A 25,533-nucleotide genomic window follows, 5' to 3' on the forward strand; every position below is an offset into this window, starting at 1 on the left:
ACCGTTTCAAGTTATATTTTAGTTTTAGCGGTATTTTTATTAAATGATGGCAATCTTGCCATGAAAGATTAGTTTGAGTGTCGTAGAAACAAAAAACGCCTGCCAATGGCAAGCGTTTTTTATCAGCGGAAAAAGGTTACCCTTTTTCTACTTGACCAAACTCTAAATCAACTGGTGTTGAACGACCAAAGATAAGAACCGAAACTTTAATGCGGTTTTTCTCATAATCAAGTTCTTCAACAACACCGTTAAAGTCAGCGAAAGGTCCATCAATAACACGTACCACTTCACCTGGTTCAAATAACGTTTTAGGTTTAGGTTTATCACCGTCTTCTAAACGCTGTAAAATACGATCAGCTTCTTTTTGCGTAATTGGTGCTGGACGATCACTCGTACCACCAATAAAACCAAGAACACGTGGTACACTTTTCACTAAATGCCAAGCTTCTTCATCCATTGCCATTTGTACTAATACATAGCCAGGGAAAAATTTACGAGCACTCTTACGCTTTTGGCCTGCGCGCATCTCAACTACTTCTTCAGTTGGCACTAAGATTTGTCCAAACTTGTCTTGTAAACCATGTATTTCAATATGTTCAACTAAGGTTTTTTGAACACGGCCTTCATAGCCTGAAAATGCTTGGACAACATACCAGCGTAATTTAACACCCGTTGATGGTGTCACACTGTCATCTTGTGGTGCATTTTCTTCTGGGATTGCGTTTTCTTCAGACATAATTAAACCTTTAATCCAGTAACGAAACCAACAAGTTCAAATAAAATTGAATCTAAGCCCCACATTACTAATGACATGATTAATGTCGCAACAAGAACAATACCAGTAGTTTGTACTGCTTCTTGACGCGTAGGCCAGACAACTTTACGTGTTTCAGTACGAGCTTCTTTAGCAAAATTAATAGCATTGCGACCTTTTTCTGTTTGACCGGCAACAATACCTGCAATAATTACCGCAGCAACAACAGAAACGGCTCGGATCAACACTGATTGATCACCATACACATAATTTCCTACTACAGCACCTGCTAATAGTAATATTGCGACGCCCCATTTTAAGGTGTCTAGAGAACTGCTAGGTTGCTCTTCTGTACTTGCATTCATATTAATAACCTGTAATTACCTGTCAAAACTAATAATTAACTTCTCTTTAACACGAGAAGCTTACAAATAAGTATATCCATGATACCTATTTAAAAATATGGCAGGGGTAGAGAGATTCGAACTCCCAACCGTCGGTTTTGGAGACCGCTGTTCTACCAATTGGAACTATACCCCTTCAAAATCTAGTTACACTTGTCGGGTGAATCTTAGTTTGTTTGGGAAAATTAAGAGTAACACGAGAAGTGAGGGGCTATTATACTGATGAAAACAGATTACTCAAGGGATATTTACAGGATATTATTAAGATATTCGTTCCATTAATGTATACTAAATTTTTCGATTTTCCTTAGCATTCTTGGAGTATATTTATGCGATTTAACAAGTCTTTAGTTGGTATCATTTCTTTTTCATTAATCATCACAGGCTGTGCAACTACCAATGCACAAAAAGGTGCCACTATCGGTGCTGTAGCAGGAGCAATTCTCGGAAAATCAACCAGTAATCATAAAGATAAACGTTTAGTATGGGGGGCAGCTATTGGGGCACTTGCTGGCGCTGCTATTGGTGATTATATGGATAAGCAAGAACAAGCATTTCGAGAAGAATTATCAGGCTCTGGAATCGATGTTATTCGTGAAGGCGATAATATTCGTTTAGTCATGCCTGCCAATATCACCTTCGCGACGGATCAGTCTTATATCACCGCAGGTTTTCATCAAACACTCAATGATATCGCCAAAGTGCTCATCAAATTCGATAAAACCTTATTAAGCATTGAGGGTCATACTGACAGCACAGGCAGTGAACAGCATAACCAGTTATTATCAACCCAACGAGCGAAGAGCGTTCAGCAATACCTTATTACAAAATCTGTAGAAGAAAGCCGTTTAAAAGTGACAGGTTATGGAGAGAATATGCCTATCGCCGATAACAATACCGCAAGTAACCGTGCATTAAATCGTCGCGTTGAAGTACAAATTATTCCCAACAAAGCCAGTTAATCGTTTAAGGACTGATCTTGATCAACACTTATATTTTCATCAGTAATATGATCACCCAGTGATTAATTACGGAGAGTGAGAAATGAGTTGTTGTGGTCAATGTGGTGGTGAAAACCACGAAGCAAAAAAAGAAGTTGAGCAAGAACCCGTAGAGCCAACAGAATCTACAGAAGAAGAGTAAAATAGTGTGTATCAGCACTGACTTGATTAAAAGACGTTACGGCGTCTTTTTTATTGCCTAGGATTTAGTTTGTTGTATTTTGGTGTATATTAAACGGCACAATATTTTTATAAGTAAACAATTATGACCTCAGATAAATTTGGCACCAGTGCTAATTATAAGCGCCAAGAAAAAGGTTATAGAGATAAAGCATTAAAACTTTACCCATGGGTATGTGGACGTTGTGCACGAGCCTTTGAATACTCAAACATAAAAGAACTAACGGTTCATCATATAGATCACGACCATACTAATAACCCAAACGATGGATCAAATTGGGAATTACTGTGTATATATTGCCATGATAATGAGCATGCTAAATATACTGACCATGCCTCATACAGCACCGAGGTAAAGCCAGGCGATACCAATCAAGACCAAGCGACATATAATCCCTTTGCTGATTTGAAATCAATGCTAAAGAAGTAGTTTAGGTTTTAATAGGTTAAACCAATACTCACAATCATAAGACAATCTTAGTAATGGTGTTTATAAATGGAAAAATACTTTCTCGTGTAGATTTAATATCATCATTATATTGTCGCGGTGGCGACGACACCCAAAGGGGCGCTAGCGCCACTGTCCCCTTAGAACCCCATGGCGCTGCTAAAAAATGACTTCTTCATTAAATAATCATGCTTCAACCTAACGCTAAGAGAGCACATGGATGTTTTTATTCAGCATTTTTTAAAGCAGAATTTATGCTCCGTTAAGTTTTAGTATTAATCCTAAGCATATTAGCTTGTCATTTATCTTAGCTAGCTATAGAAGCGAGCTTTGCAGGCTTAACCATTTCCCATCTCAGTGATTTTCTTATCAACTAGCATAGGTAGACCTCGACCCGAGACAAGGATGCCGAGGGCTGCCGCTGCTCATGGACGATAAATCGGCAGGTATCGGGGGCTACCGCTAGTTGAAAAGTAAAATGTTTCGCTGAGTTGGGCACCGAGAGGGATGCAAGGGGGAAACTGGTGTTATTTCCCCCTTGTGTGCTGTCGGCACACCGACAATATAACCAGAATGATTGGATAAACTAGCAAGTATTTTACTAAAACCAAACGCTCTGAACCTATTAATTTCTAAAGAAGTAGGTTGATTTTTAGTTATATTTAAGCAAGTTACATCAATATATTCGACATACAGTTTGAACCTTAAGAGATGATACCTACTTCAAAATCAAAAATACTTTCTAGTGTAGATTTTATATCATCATTATATTGTCGCGGTGGCGACGACACCCAAAGGGGCGCTAGCGCCACTACCCCCTTGGAACCCCATGGCGCTGCTGCATTAAACGTGAACTTACATTAAATTCAATATTTTCGACCTAACGACAAAGATCGCACATCCATGTGCGGCTTTGCCTTTGTCATCATCCATGATGACAATACATGAATATTGATTTTAACTTCAGCGTTTAAAGAAGCAGGGTTTATGCTCCGTTAAGTTTTAGTATTAATCCCAAGCAAATTAGTTTGTCATTTATCTTAGCTAGCTATAGAAACGAGTCTATCAACCGTAACCATTCCCCATCTCAGCGATTTACTTATCAACTAGCATAGGTAGACCTCGACCCGAGACAGGGATGCCGAGGGCTGCCGCTGCTCATGGACGATAAATCGGCAGGTATCGGGGACTAATGCTAGTTGAAAAGTAAAATGTTTCGCTGAGTTGGGCACCGAGGGGGATGCAAGGGGGAAACTGGTGTTATTTCCCCCTTGTGTGCTGTCGGCACACCGACAATATGATAAGAAAAGTTAATTAAACTAGAAAGAATTTAACTTGTAATATTATTCACTAGCTAATTATAAATAAGTCTTCAAAGTGCACTTAGTTGACGTTAGCTATCGTCTCATCACCGAAAAGATTATGAAAAAATATCTAGAGGTTTCTAATGACTTTGATGGGCTAATTAAAATCAATCAGAGGTTAGATGAACTATGTCTAAACGAAGGGGAAATTTGTTGATCACTACAATTCGACATAAAAACTAATCGAAATCCAATTCTAGCGCATTAGAGCTAATGTCCGCTATGTGGCATCTCCAGTCCATACCGCCAACCCCTAGACAACAAAAAAGGCGCCGAAGCGCCTTTTTCAATCAGATTAGATGTTAATCTAAATCAGGAATTAATCCATGATTTTAGATACAACACCAGCACCAACTGTACGACCACCTTCACGGATAGCGAAGCGTAAACCTTCGTCCATCGCTACTGGGTTGATTAGCTCTACAACAAACTTTAAGTTGTCGCCAGGCATTACCATTTCAACACCTTCAGGAAGCTCTACTGCACCTGTGATATCTGTTGTACGGAAGTAAAACTGTGGACGGTATCCTTTGAAGAATGGTGTATGACGACCACCTTCATCTTTACTTAATACGTAAACTTCTGACTCAAACTTAGTGTGAGGAGAAATTGAACCAGGTTGACATAATACTTGACCACGCTCTACGTCTTCACGTTTAAGACCACGTAATAAAATACCACAGTTCTCACCAGCACGACCTTCGTCAAGAAGCTTACGGAACATTTCTACACCAGTACAAGTTGACTTTTGAGTCTCACGAATACCAACGACTTCAACTTCATCACCTACTGTGATGATACCGCGCTCAACACGACCTGTTACTACTGTACCACGACCTGAAATTGAGAATACATCTTCGATAGGCATAATGAATGCGCCGTCAATTGCACGCTCTGGCTCTGGAATGTATGTATCTAAGTGGTTAGCAAGTTCTAATACTTTCTCTTCCCACTGTGCTTCGCCGTTCAATGCACCTAATGCTGAACCTTGAATTACTGGTAAGTCATCACCTGGGAATTCGTATTCGTTAAGTAACTCACGAACTTCCATTTCTACTAATTCTAATAACTCTTCGTCATCAACCATGTCACATTTGTTCATGAATACGATGATGTAAGGTACACCAACTTGACGAGATAATAAGATGTGCTCACGTGTTTGTGGCATTGGACCATCTGTAGCAGCAACTACTAAGATAGCACCATCCATTTGTGCAGCACCGGTGATCATGTTTTTGATGTAATCGGCGTGACCTGGACAATCTACGTGTGCGTAGTGACGTGTTTCTGTATCGTACTCAATGTGAGAAGTATTGATTGTAATACCACGCTCACGCTCTTCTGGAGCATTATCGATTTGTGCGAAATCTTTTACATCACCACCGAAAGCTTTTGTTAATACCGCAGAGATAGCAGCTGTTAACGTAGTCTTACCGTGATCAACGTGTCCGATTGTACCAACGTTTACATGTGGTTTCGAACGTTCAAATTTTTCTTTAGCCATTATAAAATACCTCAAGGGTGTTAACAAAATTAATAAATTATTTATTAGAGATAAAGAATAGACCAAGAATTAAGGAATGGTGCTGATAGGCAGATTCGAACTGCCGACCTCACCCTTACCAAGGGTGCGCTCTACCAACTGAGCCATATCAGCATTCAACTTAAAAATGGAGCGGGCGGCGAGAATCGAACTCGCAGCTTTAGCTTGGAAGGCTAAGGTATTACCACTATACGACGCCCGCTAATCTTTTAGTTATCTCTGCAAAATGGTGGAGGGAGGTGGATTCGAACCACCGAAGGCGGAGCCGTCAGATTTACAGTCTGATCCCTTTGGCCACTCGGGAACCCCTCCAATATTTTGGACTTAATGACTATTTCATCATAGAAATTAAGTATTAATGGTGCCGACTGCCGGAGTCGAACTGGCGACCTACTGATTACAAGTCAGTTGCTCTACCAACTGAGCTAAGTCGGCACTACATTAAGTGGTGCGAATTCTAGAGTAATGTTTTGCCCCTTGCAATAAAAAAGCGTAAAAAAATAAAGTTTTTTACGCTTTTTTATTGTAAGTGATGTTTTTTTACTCAAAGTCGATTTATTTAAGCCCTTTATTAGCATTATAACGGTTCATTCCAACAAAAATTAATTTTTCAATGAATTCACATTCTACTGTCATTAATTGCTTAAGCTTTGCCGCATTGCCACCAGTTAACACAATAAGTAACGTATCATCTTCAGGTAAGTATTGTTCATGTGCAGTTTTAATTGCTGTATTAATACAACCTATTGTTGCCGCCCAGTTCGCTTGATTAACCGCATCAGTAGTATTATTTGCAAATGCTATTTGATTTATGTTTTTAGGTGTAGCGAAAACTTTTTTGGTATTTTGCACTAAACTTGAAAACATTAAATTAATGCCGGGTAATATCCAGCCCCCTTGATGAATACCTGAAGATGTTAATAAATCAATCGTAGTTGCTGTGCCCGCATCAATTATCAGTGTAGCTTGATTAGGGAATAACGTTGACGCTCCAATTAGCCCTAACCAACGATCGACGCCAAAAGTGCTCGGGTCATCATAAGCACATCTGATATTAAATTTTTCCGCTTCACTTTCGACAAAACAATAATCTATTCGCTCAGATTCACACCACGATGTAATGATTTGATTTAAGTTACTATCATTAACATTACTTACTATGCATTGCTCTACTATAGGAAAATTTTCCGCTAACCATTGCTGATTAATAAGGTGTGTTTCAATCGACTTGATAACCGAAAGTTCACCCTGTTGAAACGTCACGTATTTACATAATGTATTGCCGACATCTATCAATAATTTCACAGTAAACCTCTCAAGCTCACTTCACCACCATAAATAGGTTTGATTTGCCCATCGACTTCAAGCAATAAAGCCCCTTGATTATTAATGCCTCGGCATATTCCTAAGGTTTCTTTGGCACCTGTGATTAATCTTACTGGTTTATTGACGTATAAATCTTGCTTGTGCCAATCTTCAAGCATAGTGACAATTCCGCTTTCTTTATGTTGATTTAATCGGACGATAAGACAATTAATTAGCGTTGACACTAACTGGTTACGGTCAATTTCCACTGAAACAATTGATTGGAGATCAGTCCAAGGTTGATCGATATCTTCTGCCGCTTTCATTGGCATATTAATATTTAAACCTATCCCTATAACACAATGACTTGATTCTAGTGCTTGCCCTTCTAATTCTATTAAAATACCCGCTAATTTTTTGCCATTGGCATAAATATCATTCGGCCATTTTAATTCTACTTCAACATTATATAACTGCTTTATTGCATCACTAACAGCAATGGCCGCAACAACACTTAAGCCCATGGCGGCGGAAATCCCTTGTGTTAAACACCAATACATTGACATATAAACATGGGAGCCAAACGGCGAAATCCATTGTCTGCCTCTGCGGCCTCGACCAGAATTTTGATACTCAGCCACACAGACTTGACCTTGCTTAACTTGATGTGGGATCCGGCGTATTAAATAACTATTTGTCGAATCAATAACACTATGTACCTCCAGAGATATGGCACAATCATCAGGGTTTAAGTGTTGACCGATCAGCGATTTATCTAACAATTGAAGCGGCTGGGCAAAACGATAGCCTTTACCTGTAACACAAAACACATCTAAGCCCATTTTTTGTAACCCAGAGATATGTTTAGAGACCGCCGCCCTGCTAATACCTAATTCATCGCCTATCGCTTGTCCTGAAATAAATTGTCCAGTCGCAAGTCGTTTAATTAATTGTTCTTTTACAGATTTTGCCATATCTAAATAATCACGCTTGTCTTGGTTGAGTTAATTCAATTAAACCTTTGCTCGATAACAACCTGACTTCCGCTTGAAGAAAAATTTCGAATTTTGCCAAGACTTGCTTTTGAACATACTGGGCTAAGTGAATAATATCTTGACCATGTTTGCTGGCATAATTTACCAAGACCAATGCCTGAGTTTCAGCCACCCCAACCTCACCATATCTAAATCCTTTCAAGCCTGATTGCTCAATTAACCAACCTGCGGCTAATTTTACTTTGTTATTTTCTTGTGGGTAAGCGGGAATATTTGGATATCTTTTCTTTAATGCTTCAAAGGTATGCTTTTCAACCACAGGGTTTTTAAAAAAACTCCCTGCGTTAGGTAAGATTTCTGGATCAGGTAATTTAGCTCGGCGAATTGCAATCACTTTATCAAAGACATCTTTAGCGGTGACATCACCTGGCAATTCATCTAAACCACGATAAGTTAAATTCGCCTGCCACTGTTTAGCTAAACGAATAGTGACTTCAACGATAAGCCCCTTACCTGCAAGCTGATTTTTAAAAATACTATCACGATAAGCGAATTGACAGGCCGAGCGGTTTAATTTTTTAATCGATTTACTTTCAAATTCATACCATAAGACATATTCAATAACATCAGCCAACTCAGTGCCATATGCACCAATGTTCTGCACAGGAGCAGCGCCAACACTACCAGGAATTAACGCTAAATTTTCAATACCATAATACTGATTATCCACACAAAAACTAACCAATGCGTGCCAATTTTCACCACATTGTGCAGACACGAGCACTGAATCACCATCTTCGTTAACCGAGATACCTTTAAAGGCTGGTTGTAAAATAGTGGTGGTTTTGGCTTCGGTAAATAAGGTATTGCTTCCGGCTCCTAAAATATAAAAAGGAGAGGTTAACTCCTCAAGAATAGCATCCAATTCTGATAACGAGTGCGGTTGATAAAATGCAGGACAAATGGCTGGAAAAGCAAAACTATTATGCCGACTTAAATCGTATTGATGCTGCATTGTGTTCATTTTTAGAGAAGAATTTCGCTTATTGTAATGGAAATCAATCAGCTTAGGTATGGAAAATTTTGCGAGTCATTATCCTTGCTTGCGCATCGGGAGTTTAATGATATTAGCTTTATTAGTGTAATATTTATTTTGATATTTATCGGTATCGATATTTTCACTGTGGTTAATGACCACGCCGTCAACAGGCGCATTGACCTGTCTAAGCAAGCGTAAACCGGTTGTAATTTGTTCTCGTTTAGTTTTACCACCATGAACAATGTATAAAACACTATCGACTAAACGTGAAATAATAACCGCATCACTAACCGCATTAACTGGCGGTGTTTCAATAATAATGCGGTCATAAAAATTGCCAAATACTTTAATGAGCATGTTAAAGCGTTTCATCGATAAAAATGCAAGGGGATTTGCGGGTGTGATCCCTGAAGTTAAAATATCTAACTTGACATTTTTATCTCGGACAATACATTCGTTAATTTGGTGAGTTTTGGCTAATAAATTTGATAATCCTGGGCGGTGGGCAGGTAAATCCATATTTTTATATATAGTGGGATGACGCATATCCGCTTCAATTAATAGTACTTTTTCCATTTCACTAAATGAACGCGCTAACTCTAAGGCAACGGTAGATTTTCCTTCATTAGGTACAGATGAAGTAACCGCTATGACTTTAGGCGGTTTTTTCTCATGATTAAATAACAATGACGTTCGTAACGTACGAATTGCCTCAACAAAACGATTATCAGTATAATATTTTTTATCACCATCGTGAGTTTTAGGTCGAAATTTCGGCAATACCGCTAATATTGGCGCTTCATTAAAGCTTTCTAATTTTCGGCGTGAATTAAGTGTGTCCATTAATAATTCCCGCAAAATGACCACCATTGAAATAAAACCAAGCGATAAGATAAACGCTAAAATCACCGCCATTGTTTTATTAGGAGCTATCGGCCCTTTAGGAATAATCGCTTTATCGATAAAACGAACATAGAAGTTCGATTTATAATTACCCATCGCATCTGTCTCTTTCAGACGAATCAAATAATTACTATAAAGCTCTTTGTTTGTCTCAACTTCACGCTGTAACTGTGAAAATTTATTTTTAAGCCGACTCATTTTTAAATAATTTTGTTTCGTTATGTTGAGTCGTTCTGTATCTGCTTTTACTTTTTCTGCCGAAGAAAAGTATTCTTTTTCGATCGCGATAACCAGATCATTAACTTGTTCTTTTAAATTACGACGTAGAGACGCTAACTCTGCTTCAACAGACATTCTTTTCGGATGTTTAGGGCCATATCGTTGGGAAAGTTCAGTGAGTTTTCGTTCAATTTCTTCTTCTGATCGGCGAAGTTGAATATAACTTGGTTTGCTATTTATTTCTTGAAGATCCGTTAACTGTGTGTAATTACCTTTATGCTTTTGGATATATTGATACGTAACTTTTAAGTCACCTTCTTTTTTCGAGGCTTTTAATAATGATGAGGTTAATTCAGTTAATTCTGACTCAATCAAACCATCTAACCCTTTTACATCAACGATGCCTTCGCTTTCACGATAAGCTTGTAAGGCTTGTTCTGAGGATTCAAGTTTTTTCCCTAATTCTTCGAGCTGATCAACTAACCATTGCGAAGTCGATTCTTTTGATGCGCTATGAATTTCATCTTGATATTGCAGATAAGTTTGCCCCACTTGATTCGCGACTTTTTGAGCTAATCGTGGATCATAAGCGGTAAACGTTATCTTCACTAACTCAGTTTCAACAATGGGTGATATTTTCAATCGGTCTTGAAAATCTTCCACCACTTGACCAATAGTCGGCGGTGAAGAAGGCTTACCTCTGTCGGCGAGAAACTGAAGTTTATCATTATACTTACCGCTGTTAAATTCTTCATGCTCAGTAAGGTTTAATTTTGACACTACACGTTCGGCAAACTTTCTCGATCGCAGTAATTCGTATTGAGTTTGAATTTGTTCGTAACTTGCCGAACTTTCATTAAAGGCATCGTTAATAGATAAGGTATTTTTAGGTTTATTGCTACCGATTTGTAAGATGGCGGTTGCTTTATAAGAGTGCTTTAAAAGCGACACATAAAAAGCCACCACTAAACTCATTAGTAGTGTGAAAATAATAATTTTCCATCGTCTTGTCCAAAGCGGGCTTAAAACTTCTTTTAGATTTATCTCGTCTTGAACTATTTTAGGATGCTCGTGTTCGTTCATCAAAAAAAGCTTTGCTCTATCTCAATTATGTCGTCTGGGTACACCAATGTCATAACATTACCAGTGATTATGACGCTTTTACCATCAACAGTCCTTGTGATTTTCCATTCAGTTTTCGATGCTCTGTTCCCTAAACCACCGGCAAGTGCAATCGCTTTATCAAGTGTTAAGTCGTCTTGATACGGATAACCCCCTGGGCGTTTGACTTGTCCATGAATAAAAAAAGGTCGGTATTGTACAATTGACACCGTCACTTGCGGGTCAATTAAATAATCACCAAGTAACCCCTGTTTAATGACATTTTCTAGTTTTTTAGGTGTTAAACCAATCACTTTAATATCATCGAGAAAAGGAAAGGAAATAAAACCTGTTTTATTAATTTTTACATTGGTCGATAAATCGGGCTCATTGTATACAACAATTGATATTTGATCCCCCGGCCCTAAAACATAATCAGAAGCCAAAGCATTAGTACTAAAAATACTTATCAACCAAAATAAAATGACTAAAAATCGCATATTTTTTATCCACTCAATCCTAAAGGGTAACATCAAACCCTATTGAAATGCTATTTCTCTGATAATCGAGCATAATTTCAGACGCGTCTAAATCCTGATATTGATATTTCAGGTAAAAAGATAACCACTCATTTCTTTGATACTGCACGGTAAATTGGCTATACAAAAAATGCTCTTTTTCTTTGCCTTGCTGATAAATAATTTTTTCACGCTTTGTACCAACAATCGCAGTGGCATTAAATAAATCACTTAACCGAGAGGTTAGCTTGATATCAAAATTATCGACAATGCGATAGCTATTTGATAACCGATTCGCTTCTTGGAAATCTCGTTCGGTACTTATCACTACTTTAGTAGAATAAATAGGATGCCATTGCCAGTCAAAACGCCATTTAAAGCCGTCATCATCATGAAAGGCAGTTTGAGCAAATTTTATTTGCTGATAACCTAACAATAAAGCCAATTGGCTAATTTCAGTCGTTTGCCATTTCATCCCTGCTAACGCGGTATATTTCTTCTTATTGAGCACATTATTATGCTCAAAAGTGATGTTTTCAAAGGCGATATTGGTTGCTAAATAAGACTGACCTGAAAGCAAGTAATCAAATGAAATATTGGCATAACGCTTTTGTTGATCTAATAAATATGTCTGATCTCTACGTGTGTTGTATTGATGTGTATATTGGCCTAGCTCAGCCGTTAATTTTGCCACTGAAGTTTGAGAGCCATACATATAACCTACTGAAAAATCTGAAGACTCGCGTTTATCTCCTTTCGTAAGTAAGTTAGCTTTGCCTAATGTCAGACCGGTACCTCGGTTTTCATAAATATTAGCTATGGTTGTTTTAATGAAAAACGCTTTATTGGCAGCTATCTTGAATTGATAACGGGGAGCTAAAGTATAATTTGTATGATCATCCTTAGAAAAATCTTGAAATTTGATGTGCTCGCTTTCAAATTCAAGATTGAATAACTGATTGTCAAATTGTGTCTGCAGAGCGAGTGAAGGCGATAAGGTAATAAAAGAGGTTTGTTGTTCATGTTGATTAGTAAATAAAAAATTATCAGTTTGGCCAACTTCTGAATGTAACGAAAGGTTAAAAAAATTGCCTGATTCAGTATTAAAATCATCCTTGGCAAAACCACTTACACTGAAAAATACCCAGGAAAAAAGGTAAACATAAATGAATTTTAATCGTACTTTTTTATTATTCATGACAACAACGGCGTTATTTTAATAACAGACATTCCACAGGATTTTAACAAAGAACACAAGCAGGTGGGCAAAAATATTTACATTTTGTTAACGACAGGTGAAATTTTCACGATTAACCTTGATTTGTTTCAAAGATATAGACATAAATAGCATTAATGAGAGGTTGGCAGTAACACTTTTGCTGAAAGTCCTCCTTCTATCCGATTGGTCAGTAGGATTCTTCCGCCATGCGTATCAACTATACGCTTTATAATTGCTAATCCTAAGCCGCTACCTTCAGTACCGCGCGCTTTGTCACCCTGTGTAAATGGTTGAAACAATCGCTCAATATCCGCTTCAGGTATCCCTGGACCAGAGTCACACACATCAAAATATGCAAAGCGTCCCGTCTCACTCATGCCAGAGTGAATAGTAATATCACCATCACTATAACGAACGGCATTTTGGATTAAGTTTGCAACAACTCGCTTTATCGCGACATAACGTAAGGGTATCTTTACTACTGGTTGGGCATTCAGGGTAATATTTCTATCTAAAATGGATTCAGATTGCACCACTTCACTTAATAAGACATTGAGATCATCAAGTTCAGCTTTATCTTTACTATCATGGCGAATGTAATCAATAAATTGATCGATAATGGTATTCATATCGTCGATATCTGCATCAATACCTTCTTTAAGAAATTCATCTTGTTTAGACATCATCTCTGTCGCCAACCTGATACGAGTTAATGGCGTTCTTAGATCATGAGATATGCCCGCCATCAATAAATTTCGGTCATCTTCTAATTGCTTAATGCCCTTTGACATATGATTAAATGCTTGAGTTACCGCAACTATCTCTGTGGTACCCCGCTCGGCTAACGGCTCAGGAAAATCACCACGACCCACTTCGTGGGCCGCAGATTGTAATGATTTAAGAGGTCGGTTTAATTGGCGAACAAATAACCATCCACCAATAACACTTAACGCGCCAAGAATCATCAATACAATAATCAACGGACTATAATTTGCTTCTTCTAAACCCGTTAGTGGTATTTTCACCCAATAATTAGGTGCTTGAGGCGGACGTATCCAAAAGAGAAATTCGTCCCCTTGTGAAATACGGACTTCTGCTGGACCACCTAGCAACTCAGTCATAATAGATGAACGAAATTCAAAATAAGTTGCATCCGCTAGGCCTAACGGTAAAGCATCTTGTTCGGTGTAAATACCGATGCCCGTTTCTAAGTGAAAAGCTTTGGCCATGGCAGGCGTTAAAATTGGATCTTTTACATCTAAAAAAACCACGCGCACTTGTTTAGCTAACAATTGGTCTACTTGATCTGATTGTGGTTGCACTATGTACACCATAATTGAAACCAGTGAGACGACTTGATTGATTAATAACAAGACACCAATCAATAAAATTGTTTGCCCAAAAGCACTACGTGGCAATATTTTCATAAATGTTTATTTGTCAGTTATGCGACTGCTTTTCCTTCCGGAACAAACACATAACCTAGTCCCCATACGGTTTGAATATAGCGTGGCTTTGCTGGATCTTCTTCAAGCATTCTACGTAAACGAGAAACTTGCACATCAATACTACGCTCTAACGCTGAGTAATCTCGTCCGCGCGCTAAATTCATTAATTTATCCCGAGAAAGTGGCTCTCGAGGATGTGTGATCAACGCTTTTAAAACCGCAAATTCGCCACTGGTTAAAGGCATATTGATATCACCTTTAAGCATTTCACGTGTCGCAAGGTTTAATTGATAATCACCAAATTCAATAATATTTTCTTCTTGTGATGGTGCACCTGGGGCTTCTTGAACACGTCTTCTTAACACGGCCTTAATACGTGCTAACAACTCTCGTGGATTAAAAGGTTTTGGCATATAGTCATCTGCACCTAATTCTAATCCAATGATGCGATCCACCTCGTCACCTTTAGCCGTTAACATGACAATAGGTATATCATTTGACCCTTGACGCAATCGACGACAAATGGATAAACCATCTTCTCCAGGCAACATCAAGTCTAACACTAATAAATGAAAGTTTTCACGCTCGAGTAAACGATCCATTTGTTCAGAATTTGCCGCACTTCTAACAACAAAACCCTGTTCAACAAGATAACGCTCTAATAATGCTCGCAAACGCATATCATCATCTACAACCAATACTTTAGGTGTTTCGTGGCTCATATCTCACCTTTATTTTTTCCATATGTTATTTTTTGACTTGTCGCTACTATATGCTATTGCTAGCAATTTTAACAAAGTTACTATGTGTCAAAGCGACGGTATTTGTTACAAATTATTAACAGTATAGATTATCTAAGACAAAGTATTATAAGAAAAATTTGTATGTACTCCAGGGACAAATTTATCATGAGTCGACACATAAACTAAATCTTTACAGAACATTTTACCAATTAGATAAAAATGCTCCCTTTAACACCTATAACTTAAGCTGTTAATTTAAAAGAAAGCACTGATCAAGTTTTTTATATGCGTTAATTACGAAAAGTAAGGTAGAATGCAAGCATGAAAACTTGGATTTATTTCTTTAAAGCACCTAGACGTGTACTAATTATCAATCGAAAACGGCAATTAACGAAGTTAAAGCGTCAACTTATTCGTATAAAAATAGCACTCGCCCAAGAAAAAGCTGAAACCAAAGAAATGCTAGTGATCTATCGCCGTTACACTATTAAGCAAGCAACACCTGAAGAAATGAAACAAGCAAACAAACAATTTCTGGATGTGTTAAAAGGTCTGGGAATTGGTGTGTTTGCTGTCTTACCATTTGCTCCTATTACTATTCCTATAGTGATAAAAATAGGTAAATGGGTGGGGGTAGATATTTTACCTAGTTCTTTTAATGAAGAGTCGGTTAAAAAAACTATTGTTATTTCAAATAACCAATCGCCTGATCCGTAACACATTGTGTGAAACTGGTTTGTCTTTCTGGCTTCGACAACCTCGCAATTGCTTGTTTCACTAATTTTGTTTTTACTTTTCTATCGGCTTCAGGTAAATCTTTTAATTGCTCATGAAAACAGCCAACAAGTCCGAAATTTAACGCCGTTTCTGAGTTTGGTAATTCTCCGTTTAAACACGTACTTAGCTTTTCCGCTAATTCATTTCTACTAACTTTCGTTACTAAATCAGTTATTTGATAATTGACTTTATCTGTTTTCCGCGCTTGATTACAAGCAAAGAATATATCAGCAACCGCGACAATTGGGATCAGTTTTTCATGTTGCATACTAAATTTATCTTTTAACCACTTTTTATGCTCAGCCGACATTTCATCCGCATAGCCACCGCTCAGTACCAATGAAAATGAAAGCAATATCATCATATTTTTAGTTAACATATACACCATCCAATGAGGAAAAATTAGAGCAAAGCATAGTCGTCTCTACGAAAGCCATCATAGTAAAGTTTAACTCAAAGATGAAGTAGTTTTATCTTTCAATAATTTAACCAAAAAAAACGCCACCTCAACGTTGATGTGGCGTTTTATCGTGTGAAAAATTACGTTTTAAACCATCATAGGTTTAAAAGGTATGTCGCGATATCGTTTGCCAGAAGCAGCAAAAACAGCATTGCTTAATGCCGGTGCAAATGGCGCAACCCCCGGCTCACCAAGCCCGGTAGGTTTATGATCAGATTCAACAATATGAACATTTACTTTAGGCATATCATTGATGCGCATTACCGGGTAGTTATGGAAATTAGAATTAACCACCGCCCCTTCTCTGAACGTAATTTCTGTACTTAACGCAAGTGACATTCCCATCACAACAGCCCCTTCCATTTGAGCGGTTGCGCCATCAAGGTTTAATACTTGACCACAGTCAATTACACAATCAACTTCTAACACTTTAATATTTTCGCCATCCGATTCAACACGAACAGCCATAGCCACATAGCTTTGAAAGCTATAATGTACCGCTAAACCAATACCTTGCCCTTTAGGTAGGTTTTCACGCTCATACCAGCCAGATTGTTTCGCGGCTATTTCTAATACATTTTTAGAACGTTCAACCTGCTCTTTTTGCTCTGCAATATCGTTTGCATCATACAATTGATTCAAAAATGTTAAAGGATCTTTACCCGCTTTATACGCCAATTCATCCGCGAAAGTACTAAACGAAAAACCATAAAAAATAGCATATACCGCTCGATACCAACCAATGCGGGTATGTGCTTTCGCATCACCTATTTCGCTTCTAAAGTTTGGCAAACCAAAAGGATAATTATCAACTGCTGCAACATCATCTTTGCCTGGTTTTACTGCTGCAGGGTTAAATAATGAGGCAATAGGTGGAAAAGCAGTGCGGTGTAGCCAGCCGGTCACTGCGCCGTTTTCATCCAGTGACGCTTCAATGTGTTGCGCATTAATTGAGTGATAATAGCCTGTGCGCATATCTTCTTCACGCGACCAAGTTAACTGAATAGGAAAGCCAGTTTTTTCAGAAAGTACCGCTGCTTCATGAACATAGTCACATTTAAATTTACGGCCAAATGCCCCTCCCGCCATAGTAACGTGAACAATAATATCTTTAGGATCACGCTTTAAGTAACCTGCCAAAACTTTTTGAATATCAGCAGGAGATTGAGTAGCGGCCCACACTTCACACTTATCTTTTTCAACGAAGACCACACTAGCATTAGGTTCCATAGGTGAGTGCGATAAATGCCCCCCCGTATAAGTAGCTTTAAGGGTTTTTGCAGCGGTTGCAAAAGCAGAGTTTACATCACCACGTTCAGTCGCTAATTCAGCAGGGGATTCAACATTTTTGACTAATTGTTTTTTATACTCGACGGTGTCGTAGCTGGCATTTTCACCTAAATCCCAGGCAATTTTTAATTTCGCTAAAGCTTGCTGTGCAGTCCACGTATTATCCGCCACTACGGCAACACCACCAATAGAACCATAAGGCACCGCTAAACGATCAACCACGATAACGTCTAACACACCTTTCATGGCTAGCGCCTCATCTTTTTCAAGTGACTTCAAGGTGCCACCTAAAACCGGACAATGAGTAATCGCCGCATATTTAAGGCCCGGCATTTTTGTATCAACGCCGTAAATTCTTTCCCCAATAACGACTTTTCCTTGGTCATGTCTCGGCAGCGCTTTACCAATATAGTTATAAGCAGCTTTTGTTTTCAATGTCGGTTTTTCGGGGACCGGTTGAGTTGCGGCTAAACTCGCTAATTGACCAAAAGAGAGTTTTTTTCCGGATGATTTGTTATAAACAAAATGATTTTTTGCTTCACAGTCATCTACTGTTGTTTGCCACACTTTTGCCGCAGCAGCAACTAACATAAGTTTAGCCGCAGCACCTGCTTCACGCATAGGTTCATACATGACCCGAATACTGGCAGAGCCACCGGTACCTTGTGGGCCGTATTTTTCATCGCCATCTGCTTGTTGCACAGTCACCCGAGACCAATCCGCTTCCATTTCATCGGCAACTGCTGCTGGTAAAGCCGTACTAATGCCTTGTCCCATTTCACAACGACCACAATATAACAGTAAGTCGCCATTTTCTTGTAAATGAATAAAAGCATTTGGATTAAAGGCAGACTCGTGTTCAGAATGATCGAATGCTATCGCTTGTGAAGGGATCGCAACACCTAACACTAAGCCTGTGGTAGCAACACCTGAAGCTTTGATAAAATTACGTCGGCTGACATTTTCAATCTGATTTGTTGCCTTTGCCCGATTAGTTAATTTTTCAAGAATACTCATTACGAAACCTCCTTGGCTAATTCAAATGCTGCTTCACCAATGGCTTTTTTGATCCGTTGATAAGTACCACAACGACAAATATTTCCTTGCATCGCGGAATCTATTTCTTCAGCAGTAGGTGTTGGGTTAGTCGCTAAGAATCCCGCTGCATTCATAATTTGTCCTGCCTGACAATAACCACACTGAGGAACATTATTATTCAACCATGCTTTTTGTAAGGGGTGATCACCGTTTTCAGATAAACCTTCTATGGTGGTAATTGATTTTCCTGCCAACATGCCAACAGGAGTGATACAAGCTCGGGTTGCAACACCGTCAACATGCACAGTACAAGCGCCACATAAACCTGCGCCACAACCAAACTTGGTGCCTGTTTTTTCTAAACGGTCACGTAAAAACCACAATAGCGGCATTTCATTATCAACATCGATAGGGTGTTGTTCACCATTAATAATTATAGATTTATCCATATTAGTCACTTATTTGTTCGGTTAAGTAATCAGCACTTTATACAGTAACACTTGCTGATGATCTGAGTACAGTAAAACGATTTAACCCCTTTTTTATCAGATAAACAACGGGTAATTAATACTTTGTTACAAGTGATAAAAATAAGATAATCGGGTAATTTTGTTTAAACAATCTTGACTAAAGGTAGTAGTAATCAAGGATAATTTCTATATAACTTGGTATTTAATTCACTTCAAAAAACAGTGTTTAAATGCTTATATCTGTGTAAACATAACCTTAAAACCTAATGAGTTTGTAGAGAATAAATGAATAAATACAAAATTTTGTTTATCGCGGCAATAGCTTTGTTTCTCAATAAAAATAGCTGCGCCGATACCTTAAGTAACTTTGAACGCCAAGTAGCAAGTCACAAAGGTAAAGTAATTTATGTCGATTTTTGGGCGTCTTGGTGTGTCCCTTGCCGAAAATCATTTCCTTGGATGAATGACATGCAAGCAAAATATGCGGATAAGAATTTTACTATCTTAAGTGTTAATTTGGATGCTCAGCCAAACTTAGCTGAAGAGTTTTTAAAGGAGACTCCGGCAAAATTTCCTATTTTTTATGATCCGAAAGGAAAAGTTGCCCGAGCATTTAAGTTAAAAGGCATGCCCAGCAGCTTTATCATAAATAAAAAGGGAGAAATTGTCAGTTCTCATGTCGGCTTTACCGAAGAGAAGAAACAAATGTATCAACAAGAAATATTGAGCCTTTTGAAAGACTAAAAACTTGAAAAGCCTCAACTATCGATGATTATAGTTAAGGCTTTTTTGCTTAGTTTATTCAACCGCTAATAATTCTACTTCAAAAATCAGCAATGAACCTGGCGTTATTTTTCCTGCGGCATTGTTACCATAGCCAAGACTTGCAGGAATAAAAAATTTAAACTTATCACCAACTGTCATTAATTGTACGCCTTCGGTCCAACCTTTTATCACTTGGTTTAACGCAAAACTAATCGGTTTTCCTCGTACCAGAGAACTATCAAAAACAGTGCCGTCTAAGAGTGTACCATGGTAGTGAACAGTCACGGTAGATTTAGCACTAGGTTGCTCTGTACCCTCTCCTTGATGCAAAATTTGATATTGCAGCCCCGAGTCAGTTTCTTGCACGCCCTCAGCGACTTTATTTTTTGCTAGAAATTGTTCTCCTAGTTGGATATTTTCTTGTGCGAGAACTTTATTTTGATGGTTTCTAAATAATATAAAAACGACCAAAATTATAACGACCACTATAAAAAATTTCATCTTTTACCTATTGAGTTTAAATCTGTGAAATGAGTGTACATTCCAAATCGTACAAATAAAAGCAACCTCAAACAATTGAGGAGATACCGTGTTTTGTTATTCTCTTAGACAAAATAAAAAGCACTTCGAATGAAGTGCTTTGGTAATTAACGTGCAAAAATGATTATTTCAGTAATTTTAATGCTTTCACACATCGACTGACATTTTGATGTTGTGCTTTAACTGATTTTAACGCTTGAGCTTTCATGTCTTTATATTCAACAACAAGTTTTGCCAATTCAGCTTCACTTTCTACGGTACATTCTGTTGGTAACATAGCACCGGTGAAAGCACTTAATAAGCCTAAATCACTACCCGCATTCAGCTGAGGAATATGTGCAAGAATTCGAGCTTTATACGGCGCTTCTAATTGGCTTTGTTCGGCAGGGAATAAGCCCCACATAATGTAGCGTAATGTTGATAGTTTTAACTTATCGGGGTTATTTACCACCACATCAAACCATTTTGCTTTTACATCAGCTTCAGGGCGAAGCACTTCTGCATAAATCGCACTTTTCACACCGCTATCAGAGTTATCTTTAGTTTTTTCAGTCTCAAGTAACGCTTGATAATTTCCGTGTTGATAACGGTTTAATTGAGCAAGAATATTCCAACGTTTATCTTGATCTATCGTTAAGCCCGCATAAGATTTCTCGCCTTGTAAAATATCTAAAAGATTCTTTAAATGTTTATCTGACTTAGACATAGACACATAACGGCTATACCACAACTTTTGGAAATCAGATTTTGCTTCAGCTTTTTCTAATAAACGTAAGTATAAATCTTCAACCTCACGATAAAGATCAGCATAGTCATTTTGCCCTAATCGCGTCGCTGTTGTTAAGTAACGCAGCGCTGTTGTTAAGCTTCCAGCAATTTTACTAACAACATTATAATCGGTTTCGCCTTCAATATTGGCGATAGCAAAATGAACAAATTTATCAGCAGCTAAGTTTGCATCACGCACACTGTCTGACAAACTTTGCCATAACATTAAACGCATCGTAGTACTTTCAACGGCATTAATATGCTTTTCTACTGCAGCCAATGATTTGTCATCTAGATCAACTTTCACAAATCCCCAGTCAGCTTCATTTGGGTAAACCATATCAGGACACGATTGACCAATGGCGTCTTTAACTTCTGTATTCGCACCTTTATAAGTTACCGGAATTGCCTTCGTTAAACTCATGCTATTGTCTGCAAAGTTATAAAGTCCTACTTGTACTCGTTGCTCACGTAACGTTGGATAATCTTCGGTCGCCGTTTGTTCTATAGAAAATTGGCTAATTTTATTATCACTACATTGATAATTAACTTTGATCGTATTCAACCCAGCATTATAAAGCCAGTCTTGTGTCCACTGGGTCATATCTTTACCGGCCGCTTTGCCTAATTCACCGATAAAATCGTCAAGCTCAGTATTTTTATAAGAGAATTTTTTCAGGTAATTACTCACCCCCACACGAAAGTTTTCTTCACCTAAGTAATAAGGTAATTGCTTGAGTACCGATGCACCTTTACCGTAAGTGATACCATCAAAGTTAGTTAATGCTGTGCCGGTAGACTCTACAGGTAATTCTATCGCATGAGTATTTACTGAATCATCGCTGCGATACGCCCACTGTTTTGTCCCTGAATAGAAAACATCCCAGGCATTATCAAAATCGCTAGCTTCGTTCACCTCAAGGTTTGCCATATAAGTGGCAAAACTTTCATTTAACCATAAGCCATTCCACCAACGCATCGTGACTAAATTACCAAACCACATATGCGCCATTTCATGAGCAATAACATTGGCTAAGCGCATTTTCGCGCGGGTAGATTTTTCACCACGCGCAATATACCCTTCATTAAACGTTACCGCGGCAACATTTTCCATGGCACCGGCATTAAAGTCTGGCGCAACAATTTGGTCATATTTACCAAAAGGGTAAGGTACTTCAAAGTATTCATTAAAAAACTTAAAGCTTTGTTTCGTCGGTTTAAACCATTCTTCGGTTTTGACATATTCCGCTAAACTTTGACGAGCAAATAAACGCAATTTCATGCCTTCATAGTCGTCTTCCCAAACCGCATAATTACCCGCATGTAACGAGAAAATATACGAAGAAAATTTAGCCGTTTCTGGAAAATGCCAAAGGTTGTTTTCACCTTGCGCTTCAATGTTATTTTCACGTGCTGCAGAAATCACTTGCCAAGACTTAGGCGCCGTAACTTGCATGGTATAAGTCGCTTTTAAATCTGGTTGATCAAAATGTGGAAATAAACGATTAGCGTCATAAGGTTCAAAATCTGTGTATAAATACACTTCGCCGTTTTCTGGGTCAACAAAACGGTGTAAACCAGAGCCATCCGTCGAATAAGGACGTTGATAATCCACTGAAACAACATTTTTACCTGGTGCTAGCTCTGCGGCAGGAATCGTAATAAACCACTTTTCATAGGTAAAAGAAACGGCTTTGCCATTCACTTTCACTGAATTTACCGTGCCCATTTCAAAATCAATGGTTAAGTCGTTTTGATTATTGTCGACCAAATCAAAACTTATATCCGTAACACCTGAAAAATGTTCGGTTTTATTATCTAAACGTACTTGCAGATTATAACTGACATCACTGACTTGTTGAGCACGCATTTTGGCATAGTCTTCATACAGTGATTCGCTCTGTTGACGGGTAACTTTGGCAACAGGTGTTTGTTTAGCAACAGATTGAGATTCAGGTGCTTGGACGTTATTTTTTTCACAAGCGGTTAAACTTATTGCCGAAGCAGCAATAGCTAAAGCTAGCGCTTTATTAAGGCGAGATTTTACTGTTTTCATTACGTGTGAACCTTGTTAATGATTATTTGTAGTGGGTATTTTTATTGTTGTTTTTCATGTAAAAAATTTGTTAATAGGGGCTTTATAACATATGTTTGGTTATTCGTCAGGTGGAATATATTGTATATCTGGCTTTTTGAGATTAATGAGCAGATTTATCAGATAAATGAATGGTTAACTAAAGCAAATATCATTATTTAACCTGTAAAAACTTATCTATAGTTAAACAACTACAGAGAATTTTTTGAGGTTTATTTGTCTAACATAAAACACAATCGCCTGAGGTATCAGGAACTTGATTTAAACACCCTTGAAAAAGCTTATTCGCCCAGTAGTTGTATTGATGATATTGGTGTTTATATCAAGCAATATATTGATTTAAGCGATAAAGCAAAAAAGAGTGCGATAGAGCAAGGTAAGTTAATTTCAAATATTCAATACGGCAGTAATCCCGATGAGGTTTTAGATTTATTTATGCCTTTTAAAGCTGCTCCCCAAAAACGAAAATTACAGGTGTATATTCATGGCGGCTATTGGCAAGAACTATCAAAAGATGAATCATGCTTTGCTGCAACCAATTTTCAAAATTCCGGTTATCACTTCGCGGTAATAAACTATTCACTTGCTCCAAAAGCGTCACTAACAGAAATTGTTGAACAAAATCGTCAAGCGCTCATTTTTCTTTATCAACATGCGGATGAATACGGTTACGATAAAAATGAAATCTATCTTTCTGGCAGCTCTGCCGGTGGTCATTTAGCCATGATGATGGCGTTAACGGATTGGTCGAAATATATCGAAACAGAACAAAATATTGTTAAGGGAATTTGTGCGGTGAGCGGCATTTATGATCTTACCCCTATCGCGCAAACTTACATTAATGAGCCTTTACAGCTGACTGAAAAAGAAATAGCGAACTATAGTCCGCTTTTATTTGATACAGAAAAATTAAGTGTACCCTTACGAGAAAAAGAAATAATCAAACATTGCGCTTTTATTATGGCATATGGGGATACTGAAACCAGCGAATTTAAATGCCAAACTAGCGCAATGATTCATCATCTAACTGGACAAAAAATAAAGGTTACGCAGGCTGAAATAGCACAGCGTAACCACTTTAATGTAATTTTAGATTTAGCCGATGCTGAATCATGGCTAAGCCAGCAAATATTCCAACAAATGAAGCGCTACCTTAATTAAGCAATTAATTTAAGAAAACCTTCACTTGTTCATCTAGTTTCTCTTGCCATGTTTCAGGCATTTCTTTTGTTACGATGCTTAAAAAGTCCAAATTTTGTTTACTAGGGTTTACCTGATAAGCCGTTTTAGCCCACAAATAGCATTTTGCTAAAACTGAGGATGCCATATCCTTCTCAACTACCGCTAATTTTGTCCAATAAATTGAAGCTGTTTTCTCATAAGAAGGTGCATATTTCAGTGAAGAAGACGTTTCCATCATCAATAAAGCTCTATCCATTAAATCAGCATTATTTTGTTGATTTATCGCCATAGAGTAATAAAGGTTTGCTAACTTAAATGCTGCTTGTCCTGAATTACGCTGAACAGCCTGTTGATACCAGTATTCAGCGGTAGCGACATTTTGTTCGGGCGAAACTATAGCATAAGCATCACCTAAGGTGATCTGTGCAGCAACGGCACTAAGCTCCGCTGCAGGAGTGCACCATTCAATTACTTTTTTAATATCTTGTCTATGCCATTTCGAAGCTAAATATAATCTGCCAATGTCACAACCAGCGTCATGTAATCCATTTTTAAAAGCTTTGTTATACCAAAAACTTGGTACCGATTCTAATTCTGTTAGTTGCGATTCAAGGGTAGGGGCAACATAGTTGAAATTGATACAGTCAGCAAACTCTTTTTGCGCTTGAGGGATCTCTGCTAACGCAGCTTGGTAAAACCAGTTGCACGCTTGAGAGCTGTCTTGATTTACTTTACCCCAGCCTAATTTATAAAATAAGCCAAGTGTCATTTTTGCTAACGAATTATTATATTTGGCATGTTTTTCAAAAAGTATAAACGCTTGTTCAAACTTTTCTTCTGCAAGTAATTGCTGCGCAACTTGTAAAGGCTCATTTAATTCTTGTTCATTAGCCAATATTATTTGGCTAATGACAATAAAAAACAGCCCGAAACCGAGCTGTTTGTATCCATTAAATCTCATCAA

22 protein-coding genes and 5 tRNA genes are annotated in these 25,533 nt (G+C 38.0%); 5 read left to right on the forward strand and 22 right to left on the reverse strand.

The window, feature by feature from the left end:
* Nucleotides 1–136: 136 nt before the first annotated feature.
* The 3 genes from nusG to RM573_RS10545 form a co-directional block, all read right to left on the reverse strand.
* Nucleotides 137–736: a transcription termination/antitermination protein NusG gene (gene nusG / locus RM573_RS10535; protein WP_311581434.1), complete on the reverse strand. Its 600-nt coding sequence runs from the start codon at nucleotides 734–736 to the stop codon at nucleotides 137–139.
* Between the two features lie 2 nt (nucleotides 737–738).
* Nucleotides 739–1,119 carry a preprotein translocase subunit SecE gene (gene secE / locus RM573_RS10540; RefSeq protein WP_311581437.1) on the reverse strand — a complete coding sequence of 127 codons (381 nt, stop codon included), beginning with the start codon at nucleotides 1,117–1,119 and terminating at the stop codon, nucleotides 739–741.
* A gap of 98 nt (nucleotides 1,120–1,217) precedes the next feature.
* Nucleotides 1,218–1,294, reverse strand: a tRNA-Trp gene (locus RM573_RS10545).
* 193 nt (nucleotides 1,295–1,487) lie between these two features.
* Between RM573_RS10545 and RM573_RS10550 the strand changes: the two genes are divergently transcribed.
* Together RM573_RS10550 and RM573_RS10555 are read left to right on the forward strand one after the other, a co-directional pair.
* Nucleotides 1,488–2,120, forward strand: coding sequence for a YiaD family glycine zipper/OmpA-like lipoprotein (locus RM573_RS10550; RefSeq protein ID WP_311581438.1), 633 nt, complete (start codon nucleotides 1,488–1,490; stop codon nucleotides 2,118–2,120).
* Nucleotides 2,121–2,424: 304 nt separating this feature from the next.
* The gene (locus RM573_RS10555) at nucleotides 2,425–2,769 is read left to right on the forward strand and encodes a YajD family HNH nuclease (RefSeq protein WP_311581440.1); all 345 of its coding nucleotides are present in this window, start codon (nucleotides 2,425–2,427) and stop codon (nucleotides 2,767–2,769) included.
* Nucleotides 2,770–4,470: 1,701 nt separating this feature from the next.
* On the opposite strand, the gene tuf is transcribed toward RM573_RS10555, so the two are convergent.
* From tuf to ompR, 13 genes are all read right to left on the reverse strand, one after another.
* Entirely contained in the window at nucleotides 4,471–5,655 is a 1,185-nt protein-coding gene (tuf, locus tag RM573_RS10560) for an elongation factor Tu (RefSeq protein WP_311581407.1), read from the reverse strand.
* A 77-nt stretch (nucleotides 5,656–5,732) separates the two neighbouring features.
* Nucleotides 5,733–5,808 (reverse strand) — tRNA-Thr (locus tag RM573_RS10565).
* A 14-nt stretch (nucleotides 5,809–5,822) separates the two neighbouring features.
* Nucleotides 5,823–5,896 (reverse strand) — tRNA-Gly (locus tag RM573_RS10570).
* A 25-nt stretch (nucleotides 5,897–5,921) separates the two neighbouring features.
* Nucleotides 5,922–6,006, reverse strand: a tRNA-Tyr gene (locus RM573_RS10575).
* Between the two features lie 47 nt (nucleotides 6,007–6,053).
* A tRNA-Thr gene (locus tag RM573_RS10580) sits at nucleotides 6,054–6,129 on the reverse strand.
* Nucleotides 6,130–6,249: 120 nt separating this feature from the next.
* Complete coding sequence (locus RM573_RS10585; protein WP_311581442.1) at nucleotides 6,250–6,999, reverse strand: type III pantothenate kinase; 750 nt, start codon at nucleotides 6,997–6,999, stop codon at nucleotides 6,250–6,252.
* The gene (birA, locus tag RM573_RS10590) at nucleotides 6,996–7,973 is read right to left on the reverse strand and encodes a bifunctional biotin--[acetyl-CoA-carboxylase] ligase/biotin operon repressor BirA (RefSeq protein WP_311581444.1); all 978 of its coding nucleotides are present in this window, start codon (nucleotides 7,971–7,973) and stop codon (nucleotides 6,996–6,998) included. Before birA ends, RM573_RS10585 begins: the two co-directional genes overlap by 4 nt.
* Nucleotides 7,974–7,983: 10 nt before the next feature.
* Complete coding sequence (gene murB, locus RM573_RS10595; RefSeq protein WP_311581446.1) at nucleotides 7,984–9,009, reverse strand: UDP-N-acetylmuramate dehydrogenase; 1,026 nt, start codon at nucleotides 9,007–9,009, stop codon at nucleotides 7,984–7,986.
* A 78-nt stretch (nucleotides 9,010–9,087) separates the two neighbouring features.
* Nucleotides 9,088–11,238, reverse strand: a complete 2,151-nt coding sequence (locus RM573_RS10600; protein ID WP_311581448.1) for a GumC family protein — start codon at nucleotides 11,236–11,238, stop codon at nucleotides 9,088–9,090.
* A complete protein-coding gene (locus RM573_RS10605) occupies nucleotides 11,238–11,756 on the reverse strand; it encodes a polysaccharide biosynthesis/export family protein (protein WP_311581450.1) in 519 nt (172 codons plus the stop codon). The genes RM573_RS10600 and RM573_RS10605 overlap by 1 nt, the downstream gene beginning before the upstream one ends.
* A gap of 19 nt (nucleotides 11,757–11,775) precedes the next feature.
* The gene (locus tag RM573_RS10610) at nucleotides 11,776–12,972 is read right to left on the reverse strand and encodes an outer membrane beta-barrel protein (RefSeq protein ID WP_311581452.1); all 1,197 of its coding nucleotides are present in this window, start codon (nucleotides 12,970–12,972) and stop codon (nucleotides 11,776–11,778) included.
* 152 nt (nucleotides 12,973–13,124) lie between these two features.
* Nucleotides 13,125–14,420, reverse strand: a complete 1,296-nt coding sequence (envZ, locus tag RM573_RS10615; RefSeq protein WP_311581454.1) for a two-component system sensor histidine kinase EnvZ — start codon at nucleotides 14,418–14,420, stop codon at nucleotides 13,125–13,127.
* A 17-nt stretch (nucleotides 14,421–14,437) separates the two neighbouring features.
* Nucleotides 14,438–15,163: an osmolarity response regulator transcription factor OmpR gene (gene ompR, locus RM573_RS10620; protein WP_311581457.1), complete on the reverse strand. Its 726-nt coding sequence runs from the start codon at nucleotides 15,161–15,163 to the stop codon at nucleotides 14,438–14,440.
* 342 nt (nucleotides 15,164–15,505) lie between these two features.
* Here ompR and RM573_RS10625 point away from each other — a divergent pair, with 342 nt between their 5' ends.
* On the forward strand, nucleotides 15,506–15,901 hold the full coding sequence (locus RM573_RS10625; RefSeq protein WP_311581459.1) for a hypothetical protein: 396 nt from the start codon (nucleotides 15,506–15,508) through the stop codon (nucleotides 15,899–15,901).
* On the opposite strand, the gene RM573_RS10630 is transcribed toward RM573_RS10625, so the two are convergent.
* The 3 genes from RM573_RS10630 to RM573_RS10640 all read right to left on the reverse strand — a co-directional run bounded on the left by RM573_RS10630 (nucleotide 15,870) and on the right by RM573_RS10640 (nucleotide 19,198).
* On the reverse strand, nucleotides 15,870–16,340 hold the full coding sequence (locus tag RM573_RS10630) for a hypothetical protein (protein ID WP_311581462.1): 471 nt from the start codon (nucleotides 16,338–16,340) through the stop codon (nucleotides 15,870–15,872). The genes RM573_RS10625 and RM573_RS10630 overlap by 32 nt on opposite strands.
* A gap of 168 nt (nucleotides 16,341–16,508) precedes the next feature.
* Nucleotides 16,509–18,728, reverse strand: a complete 2,220-nt coding sequence (locus RM573_RS10635; protein ID WP_311581464.1) for a xanthine dehydrogenase family protein molybdopterin-binding subunit — start codon at nucleotides 18,726–18,728, stop codon at nucleotides 16,509–16,511.
* Nucleotides 18,728–19,198: a (2Fe-2S)-binding protein gene (locus RM573_RS10640; RefSeq protein WP_311581467.1), complete on the reverse strand. Its 471-nt coding sequence runs from the start codon at nucleotides 19,196–19,198 to the stop codon at nucleotides 18,728–18,730. Before RM573_RS10640 ends, RM573_RS10635 begins: the two co-directional genes overlap by 1 nt.
* 306 nt (nucleotides 19,199–19,504) lie before the next feature.
* On the opposite strand from RM573_RS10640, the gene RM573_RS10645 reads away from it, so the two are divergent.
* On the forward strand, nucleotides 19,505–19,963 hold the full coding sequence (locus RM573_RS10645) for a TlpA disulfide reductase family protein (RefSeq protein ID WP_311581469.1): 459 nt from the start codon (nucleotides 19,505–19,507) through the stop codon (nucleotides 19,961–19,963).
* A gap of 54 nt (nucleotides 19,964–20,017) precedes the next feature.
* On the opposite strand, the gene bamJ is transcribed toward RM573_RS10645, so the two are convergent.
* Together bamJ and pepN are read right to left on the reverse strand one after the other, a co-directional pair.
* Nucleotides 20,018–20,485, reverse strand: coding sequence for a BamJ family beta-barrel-assembly machinery protein (bamJ, locus tag RM573_RS10650; RefSeq protein ID WP_311581471.1), 468 nt, complete (start codon nucleotides 20,483–20,485; stop codon nucleotides 20,018–20,020).
* A gap of 163 nt (nucleotides 20,486–20,648) precedes the next feature.
* Nucleotides 20,649–23,348: an aminopeptidase N gene (gene pepN / locus RM573_RS10655; RefSeq protein WP_311581474.1), complete on the reverse strand. Its 2,700-nt coding sequence runs from the start codon at nucleotides 23,346–23,348 to the stop codon at nucleotides 20,649–20,651.
* Nucleotides 23,349–23,603: 255 nt separating this feature from the next.
* Here pepN and RM573_RS10660 point away from each other — a divergent pair, with 255 nt between their 5' ends.
* The gene (locus RM573_RS10660; protein WP_311581476.1) at nucleotides 23,604–24,548 is read left to right on the forward strand and encodes an alpha/beta hydrolase; all 945 of its coding nucleotides are present in this window, start codon (nucleotides 23,604–23,606) and stop codon (nucleotides 24,546–24,548) included.
* A 4-nt stretch (nucleotides 24,549–24,552) separates the two neighbouring features.
* Here the strand turns inward: RM573_RS10660 and RM573_RS10665 are convergent, their stop codons facing one another.
* Nucleotides 24,553–25,530 (reverse strand): tetratricopeptide repeat protein, encoded by a 978-nt coding sequence (locus RM573_RS10665; RefSeq protein ID WP_311581478.1) that lies wholly within the window; start codon nucleotides 25,528–25,530, stop codon nucleotides 24,553–24,555.
* Nucleotides 25,531–25,533: the final 3 nt, after the last annotated feature.

Source organism: Thalassotalea castellviae, assembly GCF_031846185.1.
GTDB lineage: Bacteria > Pseudomonadota > Gammaproteobacteria > Enterobacterales > Alteromonadaceae > Thalassotalea_H > Thalassotalea_H castellviae.